Raw genomic sequence first — 26,609 nt, forward strand, 5'->3', positions numbered from 1 at the left:
GCGGCGATTTTAGGCCTTTGCAGTTAAAACTCAAGAAATAAATCGGTTGAAACTCCTGACGTTTGGATTCCATTTCCCTTGAAAATCAGTATCATGCTGAAGTCGAATTTAAACGCTTGTTTGAATTCGAACAAACTTCAGGGCGGGGTGGAATTCCCCACCGGTGGTAGCTGTTGCATTGCATACAGAAGCCCACGAGCGCTCTCCGATCGATTGTTGAGTTTGCCAAATCTTCTCAGTTTTCTACTTAGAAGTTCGCAAACGCAGCTATTGTTCGGCGAGGTCAGCAGATCAGGTGCGTAAACCAGGTGTAAAAATCTGGATATCAATTCCTGAGCCGACGGTTAGAGTCCGGATGGAAGAAGTTGAAAACAGTAAAGGTGGCTCGTTTACCTCTCTCATGCGACTGGTTATCCAGCCGCTGTTGGGGTGGTGTGCCGCATGGTTTCTCTGTGCGTGAATTATCACAGAGCTTTGCTATGTCCTTCCGTCGTGCCCTGTCACTTTCTTTTTTAATTGAGGAAATAACCGTGACAGGTACATTATTCATTCTTTTTGCGACATTTTTCTGGGCTTTGGATACGTTAATTCGCTATCCGCTGCTGAATGCAGGACTCAGCCCGATCCAAATCGTTTTCACGGAGCATCTGCTTCTGGTGCTGTGCATGTTTGCCTGGTTGAAGTGGCGTCGGTTGAGTTTGTGGCAGTTTACCCGCCGCGATTGGCCCGCGTTGTTGATTATCGGCGGCTTGGGATCCGCGATTGGTACACTCGCCTTTACAGAAGCTTTTTCATATCTAAACCCGACACTGGTCATTCTGTTACAGAAGTTGCAACCCTTGGTAGCGATTTCGCTGGCGGCGTGGGTTTTGAAGGAACGGGTAAATATGGGATTCGCCCTGTGTGTGATACTGGCTTTTGCCGGTAGCCTGATGTTGATGTTTGAGGATCTGTCAAGTTTGTTTGCAGGGCAGGGGTGGCATTATTCCGATGTCATAGCGCATCGATTGGTGGGTTATGGCCTGACGCTCATCGCAGTAATAAGTTGGGGGGCTAGTACAGTATTCGGCAAAAAACTCGCGTTGTCCGGACATGGCAGCGCACAGATTATGGCAGGTAGATTCACCGTTGGTCTGGTTGTTCTGCTGCCATTTTTAATGATTCAGGCACCGTTTGAACAGGAAATGACATCGTCGCTGCTGTCGAAAATCGCGGTCATGGTGCTGATCTCAGGTGCGCTCGGTATGCTCTTGTACTATCAGGGGCTGCAACGGGTGCCCTCAAAATTCAGCGCCTTGGCTGAAATGGGATTTCCTGTCATGGCGGGTTTCATTAATTGGTGGGTGCTGGGATTGGCGTTAACGCCGTTGCAAATGCTTGGCGGAGCGCTACTGATTTTGGCCAGCTTTGCCGTGCACATTGACGGACGCTTAAAAAAAGTCTCCCCTGAGATAACAGCAAACGTCATCTGATTAACATCAGGGCCTGATGATCGGCCCTGATCTCCGCTTAATTGCCATATTAGGCTATAGACGGTTGTTTGCGCAATTGGATGGTGCCAACGGCCATTCAACTACTTCCGACTGTTTTTTTGCTTAATTCAACATTTTTACCTTTCGGCTAAGTTCATTTCTCAGAAACTGCAAAAAACAAGTTGTTTTCCTGTTCACCTCTCACCGCTGTGAGCTGAATCAAATAATACTAAAGTCTTATCTGTTATCCTTAGCATGTTTTAAATACTGAACAATAATTCATTATGAATATTGTTTGCGATTTTCGGTTTTTGCGCCGCAATGATTGAATATCATGCGATTGTGTCGTTAAAGTTGAAAATGTTTGTCGCAAATTTGTACGTTTTTTGTACTCCTTATGTCCTATATTTAAAACGTGTTGGTGGTTAATGATTATTAACCTTATGTATACTGAATTTTTAAAGGACTCCTAAATGGACCGAAACGAACCTGACAGGCACACTCTCACCGCTTTCGTTAAAGTAGTAACTAAGACTGCAAAGTCTCGTCGCCTGGATAATCGAACATCATTGAAACAAATCTGGCGACCAGAAGTACGGGATGAGTTAGCTGTTCAGGGCGTAGCCATTCTTAGCGACAATTAATCGGTTTATTACGGTTAATCAGCGCGAAGAAAGACCCAGAAGGATCTGACAGATATCGATGAAACGTCATTGGTGGGGTAGGGTCTGTGGAATTGTGCTCTTTGAGCTTCAAGTGTGAAGTTTAGCCAAACGTGCAGGGTTTCTGCACAATCATAAAACGTCGGTGATCCCGGCGTTTTTTTATGCCTGGAATATATGTTTTTCATTTATCGCCCTCTGTTGTTCTGCTAATCCTGTTTTACGCTGCTTCGCGTTGACGGTTTGAGAGGCATAGTCTTTTGTTGCAGGAGCCGCGTTCGTTTAACCTTGCGGTGGTCAGGGTTTTTATTCGCTCGAACATTTTGTGCGAATGAGGCGATTCATACGAATCTGGCCTAAACAATTAGTCAGTGCGGGCGATAACCTGACTATGAATAACCGGAACCGAATTATGGCCTCAGTTTTCCAAAACTTGAAAAGACCAATCCTGTGCGTTTTAGCATCGTTTTGTGCTGTGCCCGTAATGGCTCTTGAATTGGGTGTGGACGCAAGTTTTACCAGTTCAACTCAGGTTGATGACTGGGGTATCGGTGCTCATGCGCAATTGATTGCAACGAACGGTTTAGGGGTCGATCTAGGCTACAGTTATCTCAACAGCATTACCTACGACGCACTGAATTCAACGTTGACCCATAGCTTGGGGCAATATGAAGCCAGTGTGTTGTGGCAACGCGGGGATCGAGGCTTTCGGGTTCAGGGCTTAGTGGGTGGTATCTGGTCCAACAGCTGGGTCCAATCCAACAGCCAAGACGTCATTACCCGATTTTCACCCGGATATCAGGCGGGCGTTGGTGTTAGCGTGCCTGTTTTCACCCGGGTGCGGGCCTTTGCTGATGCGGGTTATCAGGGCTGGTTGAATGCCGAAATACCCGGACACCTGTCTTGGCGTTACGGCATCAGGATTCTCTTTGGGGGTTCCGGAGTTCAAAAGCTGGAACAACAGGAGCTTGCTGAGAAGCTTGAACTGGAACAGCAGACTCAGGCGGAATTGGCTAATCCATCAGTGAACATAGACACACGCGTCCCGGAATATATCCCGGGAAATCTGTCGCAGTCTCTGCCTCCTATTGTGGCAAACGCCGAAATCTGTAAGTGTTTTCCAGCAGGTCCCTATACATTGCAATTGGGTGAGTTCGGCAACATGACGTCTGCTATTCGCGCGTTGGAGTACCGCGGTTTGCGACAGTTTTTTAATTCCAGGTCCTATTTACTGGCACCGCTGCCGGTGTTTTTGGCGCAAGCGGACGTTAATGGTCCGGTTGGCGTGTATCTAGGTGAGTTGCCTTCGGTTGAACAAATGCAGTTTTGGCGGCATGAATTACGCAAAAGTGGTTTACAGGCACGATTCCGCAAAGTTATCGGCAGTAATAGTAGCCGCGTCGCAAATCCCATTGTCGCGATGGCGGATGCGGAGATCGTCCGTGCACCGGAATATACGGACGAAGAAATTCGTCGCATGAACTCGTTACCAGAAGACTGGCAGGAACCACAGGCCAGTCAATTAGAAAAATACGACGCAGCGTTAGCAGAAAAAGAAGCTTACGATAAAAATCTGGCCATGCAGCGGGAGCAGATGAATAAGGTTGAAGCCTCCCCGGTCGTGTTGGCTGACACGCTTCAATCTGGTCCCGTGCCTGTTTCAGACTTACTGACTGTACTGGGTTCTGACGCCATGCGCCAAGCACTGGCGCAGTCTCCGTCGATGAATATTCCCGGCCGGATGAGTTTGATATGGGATGAAGGAAAGCAAGAAGCCTGGCTGCGATTTGCAGAGTTCAGAAGTGAACAGCATCTGGACGAGTGGCGCGCCTGGCTAGATGCTGAGCGATTGACGGCAAGCCGAACGGATCAACCTTTTATGCCGATGGGCGATATTTACGTGTTTGAATTGGGTCATCCATTGGATACTTACAGTGTTGAAATTGATCGGACGGACAATGTTCAACAGATGTTTCAATCCATGCGATCTGACGAGGTCCTTTGGTTTCAGGCCTATCAACGGATAAACGATCAGCCTGTATCGACAACGCTGAATTGGTCAATGACGGATCGTCGTTACCATTTGATTGTCAGTAACATCACAACCAAAGCAGAGCAGCAACAAATTTGGACCAATCTGACTGCTGTCGGTTTATTGCCGTCACTTGCGGAGGAATAGTAAGCACATACTTCTGTGGTGAAACGGCCGCCCCAATAAGATGACCAACACCTGATCACGGTCTTCTATGCTCCATTGGGCGCTTTTACTTTGCTTTATTAGCAAAAATGGATCGGTTGGTTAACTGCTCAAGGAATGCAAAATTTCCGAGTATGATTGTTGCCCTGCTTCTGGTTGTAAAAGCTTCTTGAGATAGAGTCTTTTCCATTCTGACCCTGAATCATTGTCTGTTAAACTGCGCTGCCCGATAAACTGGGTGATCAATTGCGCTGGAAGGATAGGGTGGTTTGCGTTGGAATTTTCGATTGAGTTGTTACTGATTTTATTCTTGGTTGCTGCGTTGGCAGGTTGGGTAGACACCTTAGCAGGCGGTGGGGGACTTATTGTTCTTCCGGTATTGATGTTGGCCGGAGTGCCACCTGTTCAGGCATTGGCAACCAATAAGTGTCAGGGTTTCGTGGGGACGTTTACGGCAACGGCGACGCTGTATCTGAAGGGGAAGTTGGTCACTGAACGATTGTGGCAATTTATGTTGTGGACGGCTGTGGGGGCCATACTGGGGACTTGGTTAATCCAGCGAATTGATACTGGTTGGCTGGTCTGGGCTGTTCCTGTATTGCTGTTATTGGTTGCTGTTTACTTTTTGACGGTTCCCAATCTTGGTGATATTGAAAAAACGCCACGTATGTCGGAACGTACCTGGTCACGAACTGTGGTGCCAGGTATCGGGTTTTACGATGGTTTTTTTGGCCCGGGCACCGGATCATTTTTTGCGGCCAGTGGTGTCGTGTTGCGAGGAAAAACACTGGTAGATGCCACGGTCTTGGCCAAGCCTCTGAACTTCACTTCCAACATCGTATCTCTCATGCTGTTCGCTTTTAGTGGGCAAGTCATCTGGACGATCGGGCTGGTCATGATGGTCGGGCAGGTCATTGGCGCGACGCTCGGCGCGCACTCGATTTACTGGGGCGGTGCCCGATTGATTCGCCCGCTCGTTATAGTGATGTGCATCGCTATGTCGGCACGGCAGCTTTGGAGTCTTTATGCTGGCTAAATCTAGAGTTAATTGACCGGTTGGTTTCTGGCAATGGCGTGGGCGCCGGTAATCAGCATCTTAATCATCATGACCAGTTCGTCGATCATCTCATTGTGATCTTCTTTAGGATGATCCAGTGCGTCGGTACCCATTGCGAATACTAAACGCGTGATGGCTTTTGCGATAAGTTCTGGACGCGCTGGTGTACTGGACGTTCGTTGTGCTATGGCGATCAGGTCTTCGGTTAACTCCTGCTCGAAGAAGTTCAACTGCTGTCGAACCGCCAATTTAAATCGATCCGAACCGACGACTCCTTCGCGCAGCAGAATCGGTAAGTAATGACCATCGCTGGTCAATTGTTCAATGAATGTTTCAATCGACATTCGAACGATGCCCTTATTGAGTTCCTGTGCACGAAACCTAGCCTGACCAATGACCTTTCGCAGCGTACTACCCGCCAATTCAATGACACAAACCGCTAATTCTTCTGTACTCTTAAAATGACGATAGAAGCTGTTGGGAGCGATACCTGCTTCACGGGTGATTTCACGCAGACTCAGCGACGATATAGATCGATGTGGGCCCACCAAGCGCAATGCTGCTTCAATGATATCTTCTCGGCTGATAGTAGCCTTTCGACCCGCGCTGCGTTTCTGGGTTTGTTCTGTCTCGCTCACATCTTATCCTTTTCTTTTTGCTCACAAATGATGGTACCCGAATGCTGACTCCGTGTCTCTTGCCAGTATTATTAGACAAGTGTATACGAAAGACTATAATTCAGCGCAAATCAAATGGTTACCGTCATGAATAAATTGTTCGTTGCGTTGCGTGCTGTGCGCGACATGGTGTTGCCTGAATCTGTGTACGATTTCTGGTGTGAAGAACTCGGTTTGCTGGCAAGGCGTGAGCAACAGGTTGCCCGGGCTGTGAAAGTGGTATCCGAGACACCCGAAACGGTATCGATTTGGTTGAAACCTAATCGAAATTTCAAAGGAGTGGCGCCGGGGCAGCATGTTAATGTGAGTTTCCTGGTACACGGACACCGAGTCCAGCGCAGTTATTCAGTCAGTCACGTCAAAGGTCGATTGTTCAGAATCACGGCCCGTAAAGTCGAAAAAGGAAAAGCCAGCTCGTTTTTGAATAACCATGCTCATAAAGGCATGATTTTTCAGTTGGAAGACGCCTATGGGGACGTCACCGTCAGTCATTTCTCGGATACGCCGGCGTTGTTTTTAGCCGGTGGCATCGGTATAACCCCGATCATTTCCATGTTGGAACGTTGGGCCGTAACCTTTCGTGCGCAACCGGTGCAATTAGTGTATTGGGGTAAACGTGCACAGGATCTCGCCTTTGTTGAGCGATTGAAAAAATTGGCCGCTGAGCACAGTTGGTTCGAATTCAAATTATTGGAAACGGAGTTCCTTGAACGTAATGCAGATGGGACGCCAAAGTTATTCGCTGAAACTTCAGCTTGGTTTCAGGAGTTGACTGAAAAACTGCCAAGTTTTAACGCTTTTGCCTGCGGAAATGATGGTTTTGTTCATCAGATTCAGGAACGGATTGCGCCCTGGGTCAACCAGTTTCATTTTGAATCTTTTACACCGCTGGTATTTGCTGGTGAGCCAGGTGCTCCGGTACAAATAAATTTAACCAGACAACAGCGTTCGGTTTTTGTTCCCAGTGGTATGAATTTGTTATCTGCTTTAGAAAAGGCTGGCGTACGTATTAGCAGTGGTTGTCGTCGTGGTACTTGCAACACATGCAGTTGCAAAAAAGTCAGTGGCATTGCGGTGAATCAATCGGATAATCGCTTGCATGAAAGTAGTGACAGTGGCTTTAAACCCTGTACCCACTCAGCACTCACCGATATGACCCTGGAGCTCTAAATGACAACTCATTATCGGGTACTTTCGGAGGCGGAAACCGAGGCCTTTGGCGCAGAGATTGATGCGGTAAAACAGAGGGTTAAGAATGAGATAGGCAGCCAAGACGTTCGTTATATCAAAAATGTACAACGGGCGGTCCGATATTTTGGTTTGTTCGGACGACTAGCGCTGGTGTTAAGTTTTTTATCCGGTTTCTGGATATTAGGTGTGGCACTGTTGGCGTTGTCAAAGATTCTGGACAATATGGAACTAGGCCACAATGTGATACACGGCCAGTTTGACTTCATGGGTGATAAACACCTGAACGGCAAGTCTTACGAATGGGACATTTTGGGCACGAGTAACAACTGGCGTCAGACGCATAATTTCAAGCATCATACCTATACCAATATTCAGGGATTCGATGATGACATTGGCTATGACATTATCCGGGTGTTCCCGGAACAGAAATGGTCGCCCTGGTATTTGTTGCAACCGCTGTACAGCTTTCTGTTTGCGTTTGTGTTTGAGTGGGGTGTAGCTCTGCAGAATGTCGATTTTAAAACTGTGAAAGGTCTGGCATTTTTAAAAAGCTTGAAACAGAAAAATCCGGAAGCCTGGAAAAAAATGAAGCACCAGTTACTCAAGGATTACCTCCTGTTTCCGCTGCTCGCTGGGCCTATGTTCGTGCCGGTATTGCTTGGGAACATGGTCGCCAATGTAATCCGAAGTGTATGGACGTTTATTATTATTTTTTGTGGTCATTTTACGGAAAAAACAGTGGTATTTCCGCCCGAAGAAGCCCAGAAAACATCCAATGGGCATTGGTATCTGCGTCAGGTTCGCAGTTCCAGTAACATCAAGGGCAGTTTCTTGTTTCATGTTCTCAGTGGCAACTTAAGCCATCAGATTGAACATCATTTATTTCCGGACATTCCTGCGAATCGCTATGCTCAGTTGGCACCGGACGTGGAACGCATCTGCCGAAAATATGGCCAGACTTACAACACCGGACGACTATCGAGACAGTTTTTTCAGGTGGTCGTTCGTATCTGGAAATACGCGTTGCCTATTACGAAAACTGCATAAGCTATACCGTGAAAAGGTGCCATTTGGCACCTTTTTCGCCTTCATTGACGCCTGTCAGCCGTGTCAAATATTGCACTTGCCTGCTCAGTTTCCCGGCGTACCATTTGAGTTGAAGAAACAATTTCTTCGACTTCTCACGTACAGAGGAGGTGGCCTATGAGCAAACTGATTCAAAAGAACAACTGGATTGATGAATGGTTTCCTGAATGGAACCCTGGTTATCTGATCCGACCGTTGCATGGTGATGCAATGCCATCGCGAATCCGAATAGATGTCGCAGACACAGAGGAAGGCTTTACCGTTAAAGCGGAACTTCCAGGTGTCAAAAAAGAGGATATCGATGTTCAGATTAAGGATTCTCTGGTATCGATCAGTGCTGAAATAAAGCAGGAAGACAGACAGACCAAAGACGATCGAGTTATCCACAGTGAACGTTATTTCGGTCGGGTAAGCCGTAGTTTTGAGTTGCCAAGTGGTGTTGATCCTACCGGTTGTGTCGCAACCTACAATGATGGTGTCTTGAGTTTGCTGCTCCCTAAAATCGAACCAAAAGACGATCGTCATAAAATCGATATTCGTTGAGTATTTTTCATCAAACGTCCGCTCATCGCGGACGTTTTTTTGGTTGGCTTTAACCGAGGATGCTCTGAATACATGGAATAGCCATTGCCATCGATGACGTGTCGAAAGGTATTCACCTTTCTATGATTTGTTCGTTATAGTGCCCGTTACACTCCCAACCAGACTTAAAAATGGAATCACAATCTTCTGTTATCCAACTGCTCGATGCCTATCAACCTGAAAATGTACAGGAGCGAGGTGCCTTAACGCTTATTCGTGAGTTTGTTCAACGTCACGCTCGTTTCTGGTCGCGAAGTACACTCGAAGGACATCTGACCGCATCAGCCTGGATAACCAATACCGAAAAAACGCGAGCGGTTTTGCTGCATCACAGAAAGTTGAATCTGTGGGTTCAGCCAGGCGGACACATTGATGATGAAGATCCTTCACTTGCGTTGGCCAGTCTTCGCGAAGCCACCGAGGAAACCGGATTAACGAACCTGGCCTTGAATCACTCCGGCATTTTTGACCTGGATGTGCACGAGATTCCGGCTCGACCCGGTGAGCCTCAACATCAGCATCTGGATATTCGATTCTGGTTTGTAACCGACGCCCAGGATTTATCCCAAAATTCAGAATCAAATGATTTGGCTTGGTTGACCCGCTCCGAGATAGAAATGAAAACCGACGAGGAATCCGTTTTGCGAATGGCGCGTAAAACCCTGCTAACTTACAATGGACGTTAACTGAAATGTCGTTAAAAAGCTCTCTGATACTGATTGTCGTACACGCCGTTGCGGCGTTGTTTGCGATGGCGTTGTCGGTACAAAGTACGACAGTGGCCGGTATCCCTGCCGCATACGGATTGATCGGTGCCGTATTCGTCATTCAATGGATCGCCTTTATACCGGCTTACCACTGGCAAACGGAACGCTTTTTTGATTTAACCGGAAGCCTGACCTATGTGTTTGTTTCGCTTGCGGCTCTGGTCATCGCGCCAGTAGTGACCGCCACTAAGCTGGTTGTCGCTTTCTGTATAGTGATTTGGGCGCTACGGCTGGGCCTGTTTTTAGTTCTGCGTATTCGCAAGGACGGCAAGGATGGGCGGTTTGATGATATTAAACCCAATGCTGGTCGTTTCTTGACGGTGTGGTGTATCCAGGCACTTTGGATCACGGTAACAAGTTCGGCAGCGGTGGTGGTATTAACATCAGAAGAGGAAGTGGTTAACAGTCCGCTGTTATGGCTCGGATTAGTCGTCTGGACCTTCGGCTTTTTACTGGAAGTTATTGCCGATGAACAGAAAAGACGCTTCCGGGCAGCGCAAACCTATAAAGATAGGTTCATCCAGTACGGACTTTGGCGTGTGTCCAGGCACCCAAATTATTTAGGCGAAATACTGTTGTGGTGTGGCATTGCCGTTATGGCTGTGCCTAGTATGGAGGGTTGGCGTTGGTTGGGGATGGTCTCCCCTTTGTTTGTATTTTTGCTGTTAAGGTACGTCAGTGGCGTCCCCTTGCTGGAACAACGCAGTGATGATCGGTGGGAGCATCTGCCGGAATACCAGGCATATAAACAAAATACACCGATGCTGATACCGAGCTTTCGAGCAATCCAGAAAAAGTAAATTAAAATATCGCCGATACAGTGTTTGCTGCTGGACCAAGAGATCTTTCACGATACTTGGCTAGTACGCCAGCTTGAAAGCCCTTTATGGCTGATAAGGCCAATGATCCTTGTTGACGTGACCGAGAAACTGCTCACGTATGGCTGCGACGGATAAATCTGGGTTTACCGATGACCGACTGTTCAAGGTGAAAGTGGCACACGCAATGGCAAATTCCAATTGATCGGTGGTTTTTTCAAACAGTTCGCGGGCGGCGATGAATCCGGCAAAAAGTGCATCGCCTGCACCAGTATCACTGGCGTTGACCCCTTTTATAGCGGCCTTGTGCTGGACGCCCTGGTCATTATAAACGAGGGCGCCCTGCGGGCCTTGGCTAAGCAACACGGTGCCAACGCCTCGTTCATAGAGGGCTCTAGCTAAAAAGTCATCGTCACCCTGTAGTTCTAATATGGCAGCGGCTTCTGCCCGGTTTACCTTAAGAACATCAATATCTGTGAGTATGTGTTTGATTTTAGGGGCTTTGGTTGCCGATACCGCGTCTACGTGCAGTGGCAGCAGACCTTTATTGGCTGCTATCCATTGCAATGCATCGGGCGTCAAGTTGGCTTCGGCAACAATCTGATCGTGGTCAGAGAGTAATGAACGTTTCTGTTGCAGAGCCTCGGGTGTTATTCGCTCGATAATAGACATATCAGCGATGGCGGCCAATAATGCGCCTAATTGATTGTTGATGGCGAGATAAGAGCCCGTGCTGGCATCCGCAAATTCGAAGATGTGTTCGGTAGTGACGCCAGCCGATGCACAGCTGTCAATAATAATTGAGCGGCCAATGTCGCCACCGACAGCCGTCAATAAGGTGCAGTTGAACCCCAGACGAGCCAGATTCTCCGCGATATTACGTCCAACGCCGCCAGCACTGCTTTTAACGATACCGGGGTTGGAATCGCCCGGAATCAGTCGACCTGAACAGCTCCCGGCAATGTCCAGGTTAGCGCCACCTATGATCAGGGTTTTGGGCCAGTCTCGGTTCACGATGCGTCCGTTTGCTGTCAGGGAGTTTCTTGTTGCGTGAATTGGGTGTTCATGGCTGTAATCTTGCGAGCCATGTTCTCAATCAAGGTCATGGTGGTTTGCGGATGCGATTGAATGAGGGTAATGAATTCTTCCTTGGGGACGGCCAGAACAGTACAGTTACTGGTGGCCTTGACGGTTGCTGAGCGCTTTTCGCCAGTGAAGACGGCCATTGCGCCAAAAATTTCATCTTGCTCTACCTTACCGACACAGATGTCGTCGACAAAAACGTCGGCAGAACCAGTTAAAATTGTAAAGACCTCTTTGGCGTCATCGCCTTGCGTGATAATCGTCTGCCCCTCGGCAAAATTCAAAAAACCGGTATGCGGTTGGCTGACATTCAATTGGTTGCGACCAAACGCATCTTGAAACAGAGTCATTTGTGTAACCAGGTAACTGGTCCAGATGGCCTGCCTTTCTTTGGTTTCGTTCACGTAACGCAACAAGGTGTCCGCTTCGTATTGTTCCACCTCGGCATTGTCTTCAATGGAAACCCGTAACGAAGGCAGTTGGTAACATTGCGTCAATCCAATCAGGTCGCCTGCTTCAAAATATAAGCAGACGCGGTTCTCGGAGTTGGCAGTAAGATTACCATGACGGACGATAAACAGGTTTTCAGACGACTCAAGTGCGTATAGATCCTGTGTCGCACTTAAGGTGACCGGTTGGCCCGGCGGCAAGGCTTCAAACAGTTTGTGGGACAGTTTTTTAAGGCGATCCGTGAGTTGGTCGACATAGGATGGGCGTTCGCCAAGTAAAAGCATTTCTTGTTCCTGTATTGGTGAATCAATCTTGCCAAAGACGCGTTCAGATTAGTGGTAAACTGCGTCCAGTTCTACTGTTTTTGGAATTTCTGTGGCTCAGCGCACACCTTTTTATATATTAAGTCGGCACTGGTCCGATGTGGAGACGGGAATCGAACTTCGTTATTGGCTGTTACACGGCGGTCGATACCATTGCTGGACGGTACCCGATCAGGAGTCGTCGTGTTTTATCGCCGTTCATCAGCTTGCGCAATGGCAATCTATTTGGCGACGAATGCAATTGAATGTCAGAGTTGGTGACAAGCCGTTTCAAGCCTTGCTGGGTGATTCTGTATTACCAGTCTATTCTGAGACCTTTCAACAACAGCGTCGTTGGGTATGGCAGGGTAAAGAGCAAGGGTTAAAAGTCTGGGAAGACGATGTCAACCCGGCGGAACGGTTTCTGATGGAGCGGTTTCTGTTCGGCAGTCTGCAATTTGAGGGTACTAAAGCCAAGCCCGCTACCAGTGAGCCTGAACTGAATGTCCTATCGATCGATATCGAAACAGAATGGTTTCAGCCGGGTTCGACCCCCGTGCTTTACAGTGTAGCACTGGCCAGTAAACGTCTGAACCGGGTGTTTATTGTGCAGAATGTCCATGCTGCCAAACAACGATATGCCGGACCAGACATTCAGTGGTGTCCGGATATCGCCTCATGTTTGCAACAGGTTGTAGATGCTATTCAGCAGATAGACCCAGACTGCATTGTCGGCTGGAATGTCATCGATTTTGACTTGAGAATCCTTCAAGAACACTGTGATCAGCTCGGTATAGTGTTCGCTATTGGTCGTAACCACCTACCACCCCGTTGGCGTAAGCGAGGGGACAACGCAAACCGTTACCACATTGAGTTGGAGGGCCGTCTGGTCGTCGATGGACCGGGAGCCTTTCGCTCAGCTTCCTGGGCGTTTGAAGACTACTCTCTGGAGACTGTGTCGCAAACGTTGTTGCATCGCGGAAAAAAGATAGAGCACAGTGATGACCGGGTAGGTGAAATCGAACGCATGTATCGAGAAGATATTCAGGCTTTTGCCGGCTACAACCTGGAAGATGCTCAACTGGTACTGGAATTGTTTGACGTGGCAGGCTTGTGGCATTTTTTACTTGAACGAAGCCACTTGACTGGCCTGCCGATGGATCGGCCGGGCGCCTCGTCAGCGGCATTCAACACCGTTTACATGCCAAGGTTGCACCGCATGGGGTATGTCGCCAGCAGTATTGGCGAGCAAACGCTTCAGTTGTCCAGCCCTGGTGGGTTTGTTATGGACAGCGTTCCGGGGATTTACCAGAACGTCATCGTGTTGGATTTCAAGAGTCTGTATCCCTCGATTATCCGCACGTTTTTAATTGACCCTCTCGGGTTGCAGGAAGGGCTAAAGGCCGACCCCGTAGATACCGTGCCTGGCTTTTTAGATGCCCGTTTTCACCGCCAGCATCACATTTTGCCCGCACTTATCGATCAGCTATGGCAGGCCCGAGATATCGCAAAACAACAGAAAAACGCGCCAATGTCCCAGGCGATTAAAATCATCATGAATTCGTTTTATGGCGTTTTGGGAAGTCCATTATGCCGTTTCTTTGATCCACGCTTGGCCAGTTCCATTACCATGCGCGGACATGAGATTCTGCAGAAAAGCCGGTCATTCATTGAAAAGCAGGGCTACCCGGTTATTTATGGCGATACCGACTCTGTGTTTGTGCACGCGGCGGGTCATGAATCGCCGGAGGATTTGGGTCGGCAGTTGGCATCTGCGTTGAATCGTTGGTGGCAGGAACAGCTGCAACGAGACTTTCAGCTGGCTTGCCATCTGGAAATGGAGTTTGAAACCCATTACGAAAAATTCGTTATGCCAACCATTCGTGGATCCGAAACAGGCTCGAAAAAGCGTTATGCCGGTTGGATTCAAGAAGGCAAGGAATATCGGCTGGTGTTTAAAGGTTTGGAGGCGGTGCGTTCAGACTGGACTCCTTTAGCTAAACAATTTCAAGCGACCCTGTATGAAAAGGTCTTCCGCGGCGAAAGCTATCGGACTTTTATTGTGCAGACCGTGAATGAGTTGGAAGCGGGCTTGCTTGATGCCCTATTGATTTATCGACGGCGATTGCGCCGTAGCATTGATCAATATGAGAAACAGGCACCCCCGCAAGTTCAGGCTGCCCGCTTAAAAAGGGCACAGAACCCAAACTGGCAGGGTCGAAACATCGAGTATGTGAAAACCACGCAAGGCTGGCAGCCTATCCCATATGTCAACGCGCCTTTGGATTATCAGCACTATATTGAAAAACAACTGGCACCCATTGCGGATGCCCTGTTGCATTTTTTTGGAGAAGATTTCAATCGATTGATCGACGAACAGTTGAATCTATTCTGAACAGATCAGCGGTAGCTTATCAGTTTGTTTTACGCAGACTGAAGCGTTCATCACCGCTGATCAGATCCATCTGTCCGTCACTAAACCGGATAATCGTGTAGGTCAGCTGAACAGGTTCTACAGACCGTTTGAGCTGGCCGCCTCGCGCGGCGGACTGACTGAATTCAGTAATTACGGTGACGGTGGTGTTCTCAATGGTCCAAATGCCCTGGTAACTGTATACGGATTGATCTGCTCGAGTCTGGATCAGTGAGATGGAGCCATTGCTGTTGAATGTAAATTTGGCTTCTCCACCGCCGTTAATCTGCCCAAACCACTGCCCTGCCAGCAATTCTGCTGTGACGACAATGGGTTCCGGTTTTTTACCTTGAATGGCAATTTCTTCAGCTTCAACGGTTTGTGGTGGCCGGTCACCATAGAAAACATTACCGTCTGCGTCGGTCCAGGTATAAATCTTTCCAGCCGCAAATAAGCTTACCGGCAAACATATAAGTGCAATGACGAATAACCGCTTTACCATTGAATTGTTCCTTTGTTTCTACCAAATGGCAGTCAAATAATTATCTGCTGGCTAGTTTAACCCTGAATTATGGTTAAAGTGAAACCTAACGCGACAATTCTGCGGGCCACGGTTGCCAAAATGTGAACTGAGCGTACGCCTTTCAGCCATAAAACTGATTTTTGACCTTTTCTAGCTGGTTTTTGGACAGGCGCGGTCCGGACTGTTGCACTAATTCTGCCGCCGCAAGGCTGGCCAAATGGCCCGCTTGCGCATAGTTCAGACCACTGACCAGTCCGTAAAGGAATGCTCCTGCAAAGGTGTCTCCGGCTCCCAAGGTGCTAACAGCATTCACTTTTAGTGCGTCGACTTGATGAGTAACGGTTCCATCGAATACCCGTGCCCCATGCTCGCCTCGGGTCAGCGCCCAGCTGTTGGCAAGGCGGTGCATAGCTGATTCGGCGTCTTCCGGGTGATCCGATTGCGCCCAGATTGCTGCTTCTTCCTCATTGCAAAACAATAAGTCGACGGGTTCGTCTAGTAAGATAGCCAGGCGTTCTCTGCACAGTCTGACAACGGCAGGGTCACAGAAATTCACGGCAATTTTTTTACCCAAGCGGCGAGCTTCATCGCGGGCCTTTAAAGCAGCCAGAAAACCGGACTCAGCAATTAGCAAGTGGCCTTCAATATATACCCACTGCGCCTGTTGCAGTGCGGGAATGTTCAAATGTTTTGGGCCAATATAGTCGGTAATGCCGACGTAGGTATTCATGGTGCGGGCAGCGTCTGGCGTCAGCAAAACTAAACAAACACCGGTGTGGCCGCTTTCCTGGAAACTGTTTTGATCGGTCGAAATTCCAGAGTCGAGCAGTTGCTGTTGATAGAATTGACCTTCACTGTCATTACCCAGAAGGCATGAGAAATGGCAATTCGCACCCAGTAGTGCCGCAGTGGCCAGTGTATTTGCACCGCTGCCACCGCCGGTTCGGGTATTCAGATTACCTTCTGTACTGGCCCGTTGCCTTAGCGTCGAAGAACGTTGGTAATCAATCAGGGTACGGTGATTCTTTGCGATACCAAGGCTCTGTAATAAGGCCTCGCTGATGGAATATTCTTCATCTACCAAGGCATGACCGAACGCATAAATGTGCAAATCACTCATAGGAAAGTCCGATGATCAAAAAACGGCGCAGTGTAATGATAAACGGTTCAAAGACAAGCCGGTCAAAGCACCTTATAATGCGACGCCTATGGCAAAACATACTTCACCTAAACGAAAATCAAATAAGCAGTCCTCTGCGCGGAAAAAGCAACGCCCGACCGGGTTTCGCACAAAACTGACTAAATTCATCTTTCAGTTAAGCATAATATTCGCTTGCTTACTGTTGTTTTGGGTTATTTACCTAAATGCGGTTGTGCGCGACCTGTTTGAGGGTCGTCGGTTTCAGATACCGGCCAGGGTATACAGCGAAGCGCAGGAGTTGTATGTCGGTGCCCCGGTGCGTCGTGATGAATTTCTGGCACTGTTGCAACAATTGGGTTACCGACAATCGACCAGTCCGCATCAGGCTGGCAGGTTTGCCGTTTCCTCAAGCCAGATCCAGGTTTACACCCGAGGGTTTCGTTTCTGGGATGGTGAAGAACCAGCGCAAGTCCTGAATATTCAATTTAACCCTCAGGGTATATCCAGCCTTAGTAATAGTCAGGGCGACGCGGTTTTATTGAGTCGATTGGACCCTCTTTATCTGGGACAAATTTATCCGGGTGTGTCGGAAGACCGGGTGCTATACCGTCTGGACGAGGTGCCAGAACGTCTGGTACTTGGATTGCTGCTGGTTGAGGATGATCGGTTTTTCAAACACTGGGGTGTCTCCATTCGCGGCATATTGCGCGCGTTATTCGCCAACCTGACCTCAGGTTCCGCGTCGCAGGGAGGCAGTACACTGACTAATCAGTTGGTGAAAAATCTGTACCTGACACCGGAGAAAACCCTGACTCGGAAAATCAACGAAGCCATGATGTCGTTGATTCTGGAATTTCATTACACCAAGAACGATATTCTGGAAACCTATTTAAATGAAGTTTATGTCGGCCAGCAGGGCGCGCGGTCAATTAATGGTTTCGGTTTGGGTGCAGAGTTTTATTTCGGCACTACTTTGCAGGGCCTGGACATTCACCAGCAGGCTATGTTGGTCGGCCTTATCAAGGGGCCATCCTATTACAACCCGCGTCGGAATCCTGAACGGGCGAAGCAACGTCGCGATGTGGTGTTATCGGTATGGCATCAACAAGCGCTGATTTCAGGCGCCGAATACCAACAGGCGATCAATGCTCCTTTGGATATCGCGGACAAGCCCGGACAAGCCAATTATCCAGCTTTTATGGATTTACTGCGTCGCCAGCTGAGTCGTGATTACCGTCAGGAGGATTTACTCGCGGAAGGGTTGTCCATTTTTACAACATTGGATCCGGTCGCGCAGAAAACATTGGAAATGAAATTGTCTGAAGGTATTGATCGCGTCGAGCAGCAGTATTCAATCGACAACAGTGCGTTACAGGGCGCAGCGATACTGACCCGCTCGTCAACAGCCGATATTCTGGCCATCGTGGGTGACCGTGATCCGAAAGCCACAGGTTTTAACCGCGCATTGGACGCTATCAGACCGGTCGGCTCACTCATGAAGCCCGCAGTTTATCTTGCTGCAATCGAAGGTGGAATGTCCTTGGCGGATACCATTAGCGATGAGGACGTGTACGTTGCCGCCGGCGACGGAAAAGTTTGGCAACCCAAAAACTATGACAAGCAAAATCACGGCCACCCGATGCTCATTGATGCCTTGGCAAAGTCTTATAATCAGGCAACCGCGCGGCTTGGTATGGAAATCGGTTTGGCAAATGTATTCGATGTCGTCGCGCGCTTGGGCGTCGATAAAGAGGTCCCATTAGTCCCGGCGGTTATGCTTGGTGCTCACGGTATGTCCCCCGTTGATGTGGCGCAAATGTATCAAACGATTGCCGGCAATGGATTTTATTCCCCGTTGAACCTTATCAGGGCGGTATATCACCCTCAACAGGGTATTGTTCAGCGCTTTGATCTGAAAGTGAATAAGCGATTTGAACCAGAGCATATCCATATTCTTCAGTACGCAATGCACGAGGCAACCCAATCCGGCACCGCGGCCAGAATATCCCGTGATTTACCGAATAACTGGTGGGTTGCCGGAAAGACAGGTACCACCGATGATAACCGGGACGCTTGGTTTGCCGGATTTACCGGGGATCGTCAGTTGGTGGTTTGGGTGGGTCGAGATGACAATCAGCCGACACCATTGACGGGGTCGACCGGAGCGTTGCCAATCTGGATAAATGCCATGCGGGAGATTGATCCTTTGCAGGAACGCAGGGGTACGCCGGTGAGTATTGAATATATCGCAGTGAACGACGCGGGTGTCGATGTTCCTAACTGGTGCAGCGGTACCCGAAGTTTGCCTTTTACGACTGGAACCTTGCCCGAACGCAGCTTAAGCTGTTCTTCAAACGAACCACAACCTGAAAGAGATAAACCCACATGGTGGCAAAAAATATTTGGTCGGTCTTGATAGGCCTGAGTATTTTAACGGCCTGTCAGTCCATACCTGTGTCAAATGACTTAGCAGTAACCGATCCTCATTTACCGGAGGATGTTGAACCTGGCTCGTCAACGCAGTCACTCGCCACCTCCAGCGCCAAAAACGACCAAACGGCAAAGGATGCGGGAGAGGTGAGTCAGTCTTCGGCTGAATCAAAGTCTGCTAACGAGCTAACTGATGCAAAAGAAGGCTTGCCCGTACCGACACCGGAACAGGTGGTCACCCGCTTACAGCTTGATGCCTTGCAATTACAGAGTGAAGGTCGTTGGCAGGAAGCCGAGGTGGTATTGGAACGGGCCATGCGTATCGACGCCGAAAAGGTTGACCTGTACCACCAGATGGCAACCGTGCGCATGGGACAGCAACGGTTTGCAGAGGCGGAGCAGATAGCCCTGAAGGGGCTGACGTTAACCGATAAAACGCCCAAATATAAGGCGTCCTTGTGGGAGGTAATTGGTCAATGCAGGTCTGCCATGGGCGATGTTGACGGTGCCCGTAAGGCGCGAAGCGAAATGTTGAAATGGATGGATGACGAATAGCCGGTGAAAGCAAAAATTCTCATCAGCGCCTGCCTGTTGGGCGATCGGGTTCGCTATGACGGCGATGACAATGGGGTCGACAGTGTCATTTTGAGACAATGGCAAATGGAAGGGCGTTTGGTGAGTGTTTGCCCCGAAGTGGCTGGTGGCCTGTCCATTCCGCGTGCGCCAGCAGAAGTTCAACACGGCGATGGACATCAGGTTATACATGGGTATGCGCAGATTATTACCGTAGCGGGCGATGATGTGACCAAGGCATTTTTACGGGGGGCTCAACTGGCATTGTCACGTGCAAATGAACATGGGTGTCGTTTTGCTGTTCTAGCCGCTCGATCACCTTCGTGTGGAAACGATGGTATTTATGATGGGACTTTTTCCCATAAATTGGTTGCGGGCATGGGTGTAACGGCAGCCTTGTTGACTGAGCATCATATCGAAGTTTTCAATCAATCTCAGATCGCTCAACTGGCTGACCGATTGGCTGAATTGGAAGCCTAAGTCAATTTAAGTCAGACCGTCTCAACTCCCGAAGCGTTCCGCTTGTCACTTCAAAACGGGGGGCGGATTCCTCAAATCCTAAGATAAAAAAAGCCCCGCATTGCGGAGCTTTCATATGCTAGCTTCCTGAAAAATGTTGCTGTCTATCTTCGCCAGTAAGGCAATTAGATAGAGTAGTACATGTCAAACTCAACAGGGTGAGTTGTCATGTTCAAGCGAACAACTTCTTCTTTCTTCAGTTCGATGTAAGCATCGATTGTGTCGTCATCGAACACGCCACCAGCTTTCAAGAATTCACGGTCGTCACTCAAGGCTTGCAGAGCTTGTTCTAAGCTGCTTGCAACAGTTGGGTAAGTTGCCGCTTCTTCTGTTGGCAGGTCGTACAGGTCTTTGTCTGCAGAATCGCCAGGGTGAATTTTGTTCATTACACCGTCTAGGCCAGCCATCAGGTAAGCAGCAAACATCAGGTATGGGTTCGCCGATGGGTCACCGAAGCGAACTTCAATACGCTTGCCTTTCGGGCTGTTCACGTAAGGAATACGGATAGATGCAGAACGGTTGCGCGCTGAGTAAGCCAACATTACTGGTGCTTCAAAGCCTGGTACCAGACGCTTGTAAGAGTTGGTTGAAGCGTTCGCAAAAGCGTTAAGTGCACGAGCGTGCTTGATGATACCGCCAGTGTAGAACAGAGCTGTTTCAGACAGACCCGCGTATTCGTCTCCAGCAAACTGGTTCACACCGTCTTTTACGAAAGACATGTGTACGTGCATACCAGAGCCGTTGTCGCCAACGATTGGTTTAGGCATGAAGGTCGCCGTTTTGCCGTAGGCATGTGCCACGTTGTGTACGCAGTATTTCAGGATCTGAACTTCGTCCGCTTTCTTAACCAGAGTGTTCAGGCCAACACCGATTTCACACTGACCAGCGGTACCCACTTCGTGGTGGTGTACTTCGATGACCAGACCCATAGCTTCCATTGCGTCACACATTTGTGCACGGATTTCGTGCAGGCTGTCGACAGGTGGTACTGGGAAGTACCCGCCTTTAACGCCAGGACGGTGACCGAAGTTACCATCTTCGAAAGTGCGCTCAGAAGACCAAGCCGCTTCATCAGACTCAATTTTGTAGAAGCAGCCAGACATGTCGGCGCCCCATTTGATGTCGTCAAATACGAAAAATTCTGGTTCTGGACCGAAGTAGGCTTCATCACCCAAGCCAGTAGAGCGCAAGTAGTCTTCAGCGCGTTTCGCGATTGAACGTGGGTCACGGTTATAACCTTCACCAGTTGATGGCTCAACGATGTTACAACGTACAATAACAGTAGCGTCTTCAGTGAATGGGTCAAGAACAGAAGCTTCATCATCTGGCATCAAAATCATGTCTGATTCGTTAATGCCTTTCCAACCTTCAATGGACGAGCCGTCGAACATTTTACCGTCGGTAAAGAAGTTGTCATTGACTTCTGACGATGGAATGGTGACGTGCTGTTCTTTACCTTTTGTATCGGTAAAGCGCAGATCAACCCAGCGAGCTTCAGATTCTTTTATTAGCGATTGCGTTTTTGACATTTGACGTCTCCATTGTTTAAAAAGCGCTCATTATCATTGAGCGGTTTATTCAGTATTCTGTGTCTGGAAGCCACGGAAAGTCTTCCACGTTAAGCACTATCTGTGTGCACAGTAAAGCAAGTGCTGTGCCATTGCTTGAAAGTGCCATATTCAAAGGGCTTGGGGTTGAGAATCCGGTTTTAACCCATCATTGGGTGCATCATTATGGATCAAAGCGCGTCCCTATGCACCAACAATGCGCGCACTTTTGGTGCGTTATGCGTATGATACTGTTGCGCGGATGGTGCTATACTTCCGCGCTCTTAAAAAATGTGTCCTGTCGAAAATGAAATTTGTAGTCAAACTCTTTCCTGAAATTACCATTAAGACCAAACCTGTCCGCAAGCTCTTGGTGAAACAACTGACCCAGAATATTCGTAATGTGCTGGTAAAAGTCAGTGACGATATCAAGATCAAAAGCCTTTGGGATGCGATTGAGGTATGGACGCCAGATGACGCTTCAGATTCGGTGAATGATGATGTATATGGTGCATTGGAATGTATTCCGGGTATCGCCCATGTAAACCGGGTAAGGGAATTTCCTTTAGGTTCATTTGATGACATTGTCCGTAATACGCTATCTGTTTGGAAAGATGAGATTGCTGGCAAAAGCTTTGTTGTTCGAGTGAAGCGAACCGGTCAGCACGATTTCACGTCAATCGATGTGGAGCGCTATGTCGGCGGCGGTTTGCGGGCTCAAAGTGAGGCTCGTGGGGTTGATTTGCATCGCCCGGAAGTGTTAATCCGGCTGGAAATCAAAGATCAGAGGCTCTTCGTTATCGATAAACGACGGGAAGGGCTGGGCGGGTTTCCTCTGGGGTCTGCGGATTCTACGGTAACCTTGGTCAGTGGAGGTTTTGATTCCACAGTTGCGACGTATCAGATGATACGCCGTGGCATTAAAACTCACTTCCTGTTTTTTAATCTGGGCGGCGCAGCTCACGAAAACGGTGTCAAGGAAGTTATTTATTATTTGTGGAAGAAGTACGGAAGTTCTCACAAAGTGCAATTCGTGTCGGTCCCTTTTGAGGGTGTCGTCGAAGAAATTCTAACGCGGGTAGAAGATCGCTATATGGGTGTTGTCCTGAAGCGGATGATGATGCGTGCCGCCAACGCTGTTTGCGAGCGCATGAAGCTAGACTCCTTCGTTACAGGTGAAGCTTTGTCCCAGGTATCCAGCCAAACCATGATGAACCTGCGCTTGATCGACGATGTCGCGAATTGTTTGGTTATCCGGCCATTGGCCGTTTCCGATAAACACACGATCGTGACGCAGGCGCGCCAAATTGGTGCGGCGAGTTTCGTTGAGCGCATTCCAGAATATTGTGGCGTGATAAGCCGAAAACCCAATGCCGCGTGTAAAAGGGACGACGTTGAAGTCGCAGAGGCCGAATTTCGACTTGAAGTTCTGAATCAGGCTCTGGAAAACGCAAAAGTTGAGCCTATCGACAAGATGCAATGGCAACCGACCCTGGAAATGGAGCAGTCGCTGAACCAAAAACTGGATCAGGCCCACGCTACCATTATTGATGTTCGCCACCCCCACGAAGCGGAGATGGCGCCTCTGGATGCCGGCAAGCATGCCGTGTTGCACATTCCTTTTTACAGCTTAAATCGTCAGTTCAAGACGCTCGATCAAAGCAAAGAGTACCTGCTCTATTGTGAGAAGGGCGTTATGAGTAAAATGCACGCGTTGCATCTGGCCGACGCCGGGTTTAATAATGTGGGTGTATATAGAACTCCGGATGCCCTTTAAAACCGACGCAGTTCAGATGCTGAGTCCAGGCTAAGCTTGCTCTGATTCCCCTGCAAAGCCAAACGCGTCTTTGCCGTGGACTTTGATGTAATACAGTGCCGTGTCCGCCTGGGCATAGAGCTGTTCGAACGTGCTGTTCAGATTGTAGGATAAGGATATCCCCATACTGCACGACGTCTGCAACGACGCGTCTTTGTATGTCACAGGCCGGCTGATTTTCGAGAGAATCTTTTTTGCCAGGCTGGCGGCCTGCTTCTTATCTTCTAACATGGCAATCACTACGAACTCATCACCGCCCAGTCGGGCAACTGTATCGCTGGAGCGAATGGATTTTACCAAGCGTTTAGCGAATTGAATCAGTAACTTGTCGCCCGCTGGGTGACCATAAGCATCGTTAATTCCTTTGAAATCGTCTAAATCGACAATCAACAATGCCACAATCTTTTTATCGCGCCGCGCCTGATTGGTAATTTGTTGGAAACGATCTTCAAGGAGTAGGCGATTGGGCAAGTTGGTTAATGGATCGTGAAATGCCATCTGTTGAAAGGTATCTCGTGCGGATTCCAGAGATCTTTGTTGCTGTTTAAAATCACTGATGTCCTGCACCGCGCCATAGGCGTAGCGTTGACCTTTTTCCTCATACGCCAACTGAGCGGAAACCCTGATCCACCTCTCAGGCGAAAATCCCATGAGCTTGAGCTCGGACGTGTTACTACCCTTGCCACGCAGGACCGCATTGACTGATTTTACGATGAGTTTCTCAGATTCCGGGTCCAGCAATTTGGCGATGTTCTTAATCGACGTGTGATAAGAGCGGGGTATCGACAGGATCTGATAGGTTTCCTCAGTCAGACTGAACAGGCTGGTTTCGGTGTTTAGTTCCCAGCCACCGACTCGGGACATGCGGCTGGTTTGCTGCAACATGTTCTGGCTGTGCTGCAACTCTCTCAGGGTTGTTTTGTAGTCACTGATGTCACGGATAATGACCCAGCTGCCGATCATGGTGCCGTCCGCATCGCGCATTGCACTGGCGCGGATGGAAATCGGGACGCGTTGGCCATCCTTGCGCAGAACCTCTTTTTCAAAAACATCAGAATAACCGCGCTCTTCGACTTGACGGGACATCTTTTCGTCGGCTTCTTCCCAACCGGGTGGTGTAAAGTCCTGAAAAGTCAGGTTACGCAACTCTTCCTGGCTATAACCAACCAAATCCAGGTAAGCCTTATTGGCATATTGCATTTCATGCGTCACGGTCCAGAAACCAATGGCGTCAAAGCTATTGCTGAACAGTGAACGGAAGCGGCGCTCGGAGATGGCTAGAGATTGGATAAGCTTGCGTTGAATGCTGGCGTCCCTAGCGATCGTCCATACGGCTTCAGGCTTGCCTCGCGCTGATGAGACCAGCACACTTCGGACCGATACCGGTACTTCTTCGCCTGTTGCTGAGACAAATCGCTTCTCATATTGATCGCTGTAGCCGCGCTCCAGTAACAATGGAGTGTGTAGATTCTTTTCAATCCTTCGATCATCTGACACAGTTAAATCAATAATACTCTGGCCAATCAGCTGTGGCGCCGTCTGGCCCAGAAAAGCAGCGAAGGCATTGTTGGCAAGTTTCACTTTGCCGCTTAACGATGTGAGTACCATAGCGTCTTGGCTGTCATTGAACAAAGACTCAAAATAATGAGACGCATGAATTACTTCTTGCTGTTTATCGTTCGATTGATGGATGAAATTCCAGGCACCGGTAAATTCACCGTTGCTGTCGAAATTTGGGAACAGGTGTACCGTGACGTCTATTTCCTGACCATCTTTGCGTACCAGCCGTTTCACAAATGGGCGGCTGAAACCGGTTTTTACAAAGGTTTCAGCATCCTTTGGGGAAAGCTCATAACTGTTGGCGGCATTGAAGTGAGAAAAATGCTTACCAATAATGTCCTTTTTATCAAGCTGCAGCATTGCAGCGAATCTATTGTTCACTTCAATAAACCGATCATCGGCAGATACAAATGCAATTCCATTTAGATTGTCATTGATTAGGGTGTCCAAGCGCTCGAACGATTGCGTTAAGGCAACCGCTTGCTCGGTAATGACGGTTGTATCGTTAAATATGCACCAGAAGACCTGGCGCCCACCGAGATCTATTGGGGTGATGTTTATCAGAGTACGTATTTGCCTGTCCGGCGCTCGTAATAGCGCTTCAGCCGAAAAGTTATCGCTATTGAGAAACCATTTTTTGAAATCGTTTTGGACCGAAAGCAAATCGAAGATCTTTTGATGCGGTTCCAAATTTGAACCAATCAATGTTTTGAATGCTGTATTCGCACTGACAATAGCAAATGTGTCATCAAACAGGCACATGCCCGCACTACTTTCGCTGAATAGTTGTTGCCATGCACTGTTGGGTAGCGATTGCTCGAACAGCGAATCGTCTTCTAGTATGACTTTAAAGCCGACCAGAGTAGTGCCCGTTTCTAATGGTTGAATGGTGAGAATATTGAGTTGATGCAGTTCGCCTACCGTATCAATATGCGCCGCACCACTCAAACGTGTTTCCCTGTGGTGACTGGGCAGGCTTTTGTACCACGGCTTATCTTCATTGAAGCGAGTGCTATGAATGACCAATTGTCGACCCACGACATCTTGAACGATGTTGACGCTGTGTCGGATAAGCTCATCGCTCACCGCTAATATTTTGCCGGATCGGTCGCACAAAATGGCTTTTTGTCTACCGGAGCAGAATGCTGCTAAAAGCGCGTTTTGTGCGTCGATATTGTGCATAGAAATGGCCTGCAATCGATATCCGCCCGTCCGTGACGAGCGGAAATTCGAGCCTGTGTTTTTTAATTGGCGTTTTCGGTCGCCGTCTGCTTGTTTTGCATGAACAATGCGTCGAAATTGACCGGAGCCAACATCAATGCAGGGAAGCTACCCTTGATCACGGCATTGTCTATTGTCTCACGGGCGTAAGGAAAAAGAATGTTCGGGCAATACGCGCCGAGCATCTGATCACGGGTTTCTGTAGGGAATCCAGATACTGTGAATATGCCGCCTTGCTGAACTTCGCATAAAAATGCGGTTTGATCTTCAATTTTGGCAGAAACAGTCAAGGTTAACACGACTTCGAAGGCATCGTTGTCCAGTGCACGGGTTGCCGTATTCAGATCCAATTTGATCTGTGGTTTCCATTCTTTTCGGAAAATGTCAGGTGCATTCGGGCTTTCAAAAGAAACATCTTTGGTGTAAATCCGCTGAATACCAAATTGCGGCTGTTGTTGTTCTGTCATGGTGGCTCCATTCTCTTATTTGTTGTCTGAGTCAGTTTAAGCTCACTGACTCTTT

The 26,609-nt window shown here is 48.6% G+C and carries 22 protein-coding genes and 1 riboswitch; of the genes, 14 read left to right on the forward strand and 8 right to left on the reverse strand.

Annotated elements, in window-relative coordinates; translation table 11 throughout:
- Positions 1-129: 129 nt before the first annotated feature.
- Positions 130-371, forward strand: a riboswitch (FMN riboswitch).
- Between the two features lie 159 nt (positions 372-530).
- From IYN85_RS16520 to IYN85_RS16535, 4 genes are all read left to right on the forward strand, one after another.
- On the forward strand, positions 531-1,472 hold the full coding sequence (locus IYN85_RS16520) for a DMT family transporter (protein WP_196160020.1): 942 nt from the start codon (positions 531-533) through the stop codon (positions 1,470-1,472).
- Between the two features lie 473 nt (positions 1,473-1,945).
- The gene (locus tag IYN85_RS16525; RefSeq protein ID WP_196160021.1) at positions 1,946-2,116 is read left to right on the forward strand and encodes a hypothetical protein; all 171 of its coding nucleotides are present in this window, start codon (positions 1,946-1,948) and stop codon (positions 2,114-2,116) included.
- 502 nt (positions 2,117-2,618) lie between these two features.
- Complete coding sequence (locus IYN85_RS16530; protein ID WP_196160022.1) at positions 2,619-4,313, forward strand: hypothetical protein; 1,695 nt, start codon at positions 2,619-2,621, stop codon at positions 4,311-4,313.
- Between the two features lie 292 nt (positions 4,314-4,605).
- Positions 4,606-5,367 carry a TSUP family transporter gene (locus IYN85_RS16535; RefSeq protein ID WP_196160023.1) on the forward strand — a complete coding sequence of 254 codons (762 nt, stop codon included), beginning with the start codon at positions 4,606-4,608 and terminating at the stop codon, positions 5,365-5,367.
- Between the two features lie 8 nt (positions 5,368-5,375).
- Here the strand turns inward: IYN85_RS16535 and fabR are convergent, their stop codons facing one another.
- On the reverse strand, positions 5,376-6,026 hold the full coding sequence (fabR, locus tag IYN85_RS16540; RefSeq protein ID WP_196160024.1) for an HTH-type transcriptional repressor FabR: 651 nt from the start codon (positions 6,024-6,026) through the stop codon (positions 5,376-5,378).
- A gap of 126 nt (positions 6,027-6,152) precedes the next feature.
- Here fabR and IYN85_RS16545 point away from each other — a divergent pair, with 126 nt between their 5' ends.
- The 5 genes from IYN85_RS16545 to IYN85_RS16565 all read left to right on the forward strand — a co-directional run bounded on the left by IYN85_RS16545 (position 6,153) and on the right by IYN85_RS16565 (position 10,491).
- Entirely contained in the window at positions 6,153-7,235 is a 1,083-nt protein-coding gene (locus tag IYN85_RS16545; protein WP_196160025.1) for a flavin reductase family protein, read from the forward strand.
- Positions 7,236-8,303 (forward strand): acyl-CoA desaturase, encoded by a 1,068-nt coding sequence (locus IYN85_RS16550; protein ID WP_196160026.1) that lies wholly within the window; start codon positions 7,236-7,238, stop codon positions 8,301-8,303. It abuts the gene before it with no gap.
- Positions 8,304-8,459: 156 nt separating this feature from the next.
- A complete protein-coding gene (locus IYN85_RS16555) occupies positions 8,460-8,885 on the forward strand; it encodes an Hsp20/alpha crystallin family protein (RefSeq protein WP_196160027.1) in 426 nt (141 codons plus the stop codon).
- A 170-nt stretch (positions 8,886-9,055) separates the two neighbouring features.
- The gene (locus tag IYN85_RS16560) at positions 9,056-9,610 is read left to right on the forward strand and encodes an NUDIX hydrolase (protein ID WP_196160028.1); all 555 of its coding nucleotides are present in this window, start codon (positions 9,056-9,058) and stop codon (positions 9,608-9,610) included.
- A 5-nt stretch (positions 9,611-9,615) separates the two neighbouring features.
- Complete coding sequence (locus IYN85_RS16565) at positions 9,616-10,491, forward strand: DUF1295 domain-containing protein (protein WP_196160029.1); 876 nt, start codon at positions 9,616-9,618, stop codon at positions 10,489-10,491.
- 84 nt (positions 10,492-10,575) lie between these two features.
- Here IYN85_RS16565 and IYN85_RS16570 read toward each other — a convergent pair whose 3' ends face one another.
- Both IYN85_RS16570 and IYN85_RS16575 read right to left on the reverse strand, forming a co-directional pair.
- Positions 10,576-11,523 (reverse strand): carbohydrate kinase family protein, encoded by a 948-nt coding sequence (locus IYN85_RS16570; RefSeq protein ID WP_196160030.1) that lies wholly within the window; start codon positions 11,521-11,523, stop codon positions 10,576-10,578.
- Positions 11,524-11,540: 17 nt separating this feature from the next.
- The gene (locus IYN85_RS16575) at positions 11,541-12,326 is read right to left on the reverse strand and encodes a Crp/Fnr family transcriptional regulator (RefSeq protein WP_196160031.1); all 786 of its coding nucleotides are present in this window, start codon (positions 12,324-12,326) and stop codon (positions 11,541-11,543) included.
- 91 nt (positions 12,327-12,417) lie between these two features.
- Between IYN85_RS16575 and IYN85_RS16580 the strand changes: the two genes are divergently transcribed.
- Positions 12,418-14,739, forward strand: coding sequence for a DNA polymerase II (locus IYN85_RS16580; RefSeq protein ID WP_196160032.1), 2,322 nt, complete (start codon positions 12,418-12,420; stop codon positions 14,737-14,739).
- Positions 14,740-14,758: 19 nt separating this feature from the next.
- Here the strand turns inward: IYN85_RS16580 and IYN85_RS16585 are convergent, their stop codons facing one another.
- On the reverse strand, positions 14,759-15,259 hold the full coding sequence (locus IYN85_RS16585) for a DUF4124 domain-containing protein (protein ID WP_196160033.1): 501 nt from the start codon (positions 15,257-15,259) through the stop codon (positions 14,759-14,761).
- Positions 15,260-15,401: 142 nt separating this feature from the next.
- Positions 15,402-16,400, reverse strand: a complete 999-nt coding sequence (locus IYN85_RS16590) for an adenosine kinase (RefSeq protein WP_196160034.1) — start codon at positions 16,398-16,400, stop codon at positions 15,402-15,404.
- An 88-nt stretch (positions 16,401-16,488) separates the two neighbouring features.
- On the opposite strand from IYN85_RS16590, the gene mrcB reads away from it, so the two are divergent.
- The 3 genes from mrcB to IYN85_RS16605 are packed head-to-tail and all read left to right on the forward strand — an operon-like array spanning position 16,489 to position 19,904.
- Entirely contained in the window at positions 16,489-18,837 is a 2,349-nt protein-coding gene (gene mrcB / locus IYN85_RS16595) for a penicillin-binding protein 1B (protein WP_196160035.1), read from the forward strand.
- Positions 18,807-19,406: a tetratricopeptide repeat protein gene (locus IYN85_RS16600; RefSeq protein ID WP_196160036.1), complete on the forward strand. Its 600-nt coding sequence runs from the start codon at positions 18,807-18,809 to the stop codon at positions 19,404-19,406. The genes mrcB and IYN85_RS16600 overlap by 31 nt, the downstream gene beginning before the upstream one ends.
- Positions 19,407-19,409: 3 nt before the next feature.
- Positions 19,410-19,904, forward strand: coding sequence for a DUF523 domain-containing protein (locus IYN85_RS16605; protein WP_196160037.1), 495 nt, complete (start codon positions 19,410-19,412; stop codon positions 19,902-19,904).
- A gap of 164 nt (positions 19,905-20,068) precedes the next feature.
- Here IYN85_RS16605 and glnA read toward each other — a convergent pair whose 3' ends face one another.
- The gene (gene glnA / locus IYN85_RS16610; protein WP_196160038.1) at positions 20,069-21,472 is read right to left on the reverse strand and encodes a glutamate--ammonia ligase; all 1,404 of its coding nucleotides are present in this window, start codon (positions 21,470-21,472) and stop codon (positions 20,069-20,071) included.
- Between the two features lie 325 nt (positions 21,473-21,797).
- Between glnA and thiI the strand changes: the two genes are divergently transcribed.
- On the forward strand, positions 21,798-23,267 hold the full coding sequence (gene thiI / locus IYN85_RS16615; RefSeq protein ID WP_196160039.1) for a tRNA uracil 4-sulfurtransferase ThiI: 1,470 nt from the start codon (positions 21,798-21,800) through the stop codon (positions 23,265-23,267).
- Between the two features lie 30 nt (positions 23,268-23,297).
- Here thiI and IYN85_RS16620 read toward each other — a convergent pair whose 3' ends face one another.
- Together IYN85_RS16620 and secB are read right to left on the reverse strand one after the other, a co-directional pair.
- Positions 23,298-26,048, reverse strand: a complete 2,751-nt coding sequence (locus IYN85_RS16620) for a bifunctional diguanylate cyclase/phosphodiesterase (protein ID WP_196160040.1) — start codon at positions 26,046-26,048, stop codon at positions 23,298-23,300.
- A 62-nt stretch (positions 26,049-26,110) separates the two neighbouring features.
- Complete coding sequence (secB, locus tag IYN85_RS16625; protein WP_196160041.1) at positions 26,111-26,554, reverse strand: protein-export chaperone SecB; 444 nt, start codon at positions 26,552-26,554, stop codon at positions 26,111-26,113.
- Positions 26,555-26,609: the final 55 nt, after the last annotated feature.

Origin of the sequence: Reinekea sp. G2M2-21 (genome assembly GCF_015687175.1) — a bacterium.
Taxonomy (GTDB): Bacteria; Pseudomonadota; Gammaproteobacteria; order Pseudomonadales; family Natronospirillaceae; genus Reinekea.